Origin of the sequence: Sphingobium sp. AS12, assembly GCF_019097845.1 — a bacterium.
GTDB lineage: Bacteria > Pseudomonadota > Alphaproteobacteria > Sphingomonadales > Sphingomonadaceae > Sphingobium.
Genome location: NZ_JAHRGM010000080.1, coordinates 1 through 1,726, shown reverse-complemented (window position 1 = coordinate 1,726; position 1,726 = coordinate 1). Strand labels below are relative to the sequence as shown.

The 1,726-nt window shown below is 41.7% G+C and carries 1 protein-coding gene; it reads right to left on the bottom strand.

Going from position 1 to position 1,726, the window contains the following annotated elements:
• Positions 1-770: 770 nt before the first annotated feature.
• Positions 771-1,726 (bottom strand): reverse transcriptase domain-containing protein (locus KRZ98_RS24700; protein WP_217675355.1); only part of this gene is annotated, 956 nt, incomplete at its 5' end.

Here is a 1,726-nt window from a genome sequence, read left to right as displayed (position 1 = left end):
ATAAAGAGCTGACTGGCCTATAGCTAGGCAGGAGAGCTAGACTAGGAGGATTTTGTGAAGAAGAAGGGTGGAGTCAAAGGAGCCATGAGGCAGATGCAGAGGGAGCAAGAGATGAATGTGCTATGCTAATAAAGGTACCACCACATAGCAGAAGTAAATAAGGAATATGGGTTAACTTGAAATGTAGGAGCTAGTTAGTAACAAGTCTGAGCTACTGACATAAGCCTCTGAGTGGTTATTTGGGAGCTGGCAGGCAGGAGAGAAGCATTCATTTACAGGGAGGGGTTTTGCATTGGCCGGGTCTCTAAGAGCATACACCTGGATGACCCCGCCCCTTAATGACAGGTGGGGCATACACAGGAAAACATGCTACGTCATCACACGTCACCCACCACGCGAGAGGTGGCCTGCGAGAGGACTCTGCGAGTTTGTGAAACCTCAGTGAGGATGCGCACGCAGCCTTCCCTTCAAAAGGTCCATCCTTCCCCACCTTCTCCCACTCTGGTTCCTCTTGGGTTGGCTGACAATTCAACCCCAACCTCCCCCCTCTTCTTGTAAATAAACTCCCCGTGGGTTGTTCATCCATTGTTTCCTGTCTTTACACCCAAAGCTGCAGGGTAAAAGAATAACACTGTTATCCCTGATCTCTCCAAGACCTTTATCATGAAGGGGTGTTGGATTTTGTCAAAGGCTTTTTCAGCATCTAGTGAGATGATCATGTGGTTTTTCTTTTTCAGTTTGTTTATATGGTGGATTACATTGATGGATTTTCATATGTTGAACCATCCTTGCATCCCTGGGATGAAGCCTACTTGATCATGGTGGATGATTTTTCTGATATGTTCTTGGATTCGATTAACCAATATTTTATTGAGTATTTTAGCATCAATGTTCATGAGGGATATCAGTCTGTAGTTCTCTTTCTTAGTCTTATCTTTGTGTGGCTTGGGTATCAAAGTGATTGTAGAGTCATAAAAAGAGTTTGGCAACGTCACTCCTGCTTCCATTGTGTGGAACAATTTGAGGAGTACTGGTATTAGCTCTTGTTTGAATTTCTGGTAGAATTCTGCAGTGAAGCCATCTGGCCCTGGGCTTTTTTTGGTTGGGAGGCTTTTGATGACTGCTTCTATTTCATTAGGGGTTATAGGTCTATTTAAGTTGCTTATCTGTTCTTGATTTAATTTTGGTAAGTGAAATCTATCCATAAAATTGTCCATTTCCTTTAGATTTTCAAATTTTGTGGAGTACAGGTTTTCAAAGTATGACCTGAAGATTCTCTGGATTTCCTCAGTGTCCATTGTTATGTCCCCCTTTTCATTTCTGATTTTGTTAATTAGCATGCTCTCTCTCTGCCTTTTGGTTAGTTTGGCTAGAGGTTTGTCTATCTTGTTGATCTTCTCAAAGAACCAACTCTTTGTTTCATTGATTCTTTGTAATGTTTTCCTAGTTTCTACTTTATTGATTTCAGCCCTCAGGTTGATTATTTCCTGGCGTCTACTCCTCCTTGGTGAGTTTGCTTCTTTTTGCTCTAAAGCTTTCAGTTGTTCTGTCAATTCTCTAATGTGACTTTCCTCCAGTTTCTTCATGTGAGCACTTAGTGCTATGAACTTCCCTCTTAGCACTGCTTTCAGGGTGTCCCATAAGTTCGGGTATGTTGTGTCTACATTCTCATTAAATTCTAGAAAGTCTTTGATTTCTTTTTTTATTTCTTCCTCAACCAAGGAAT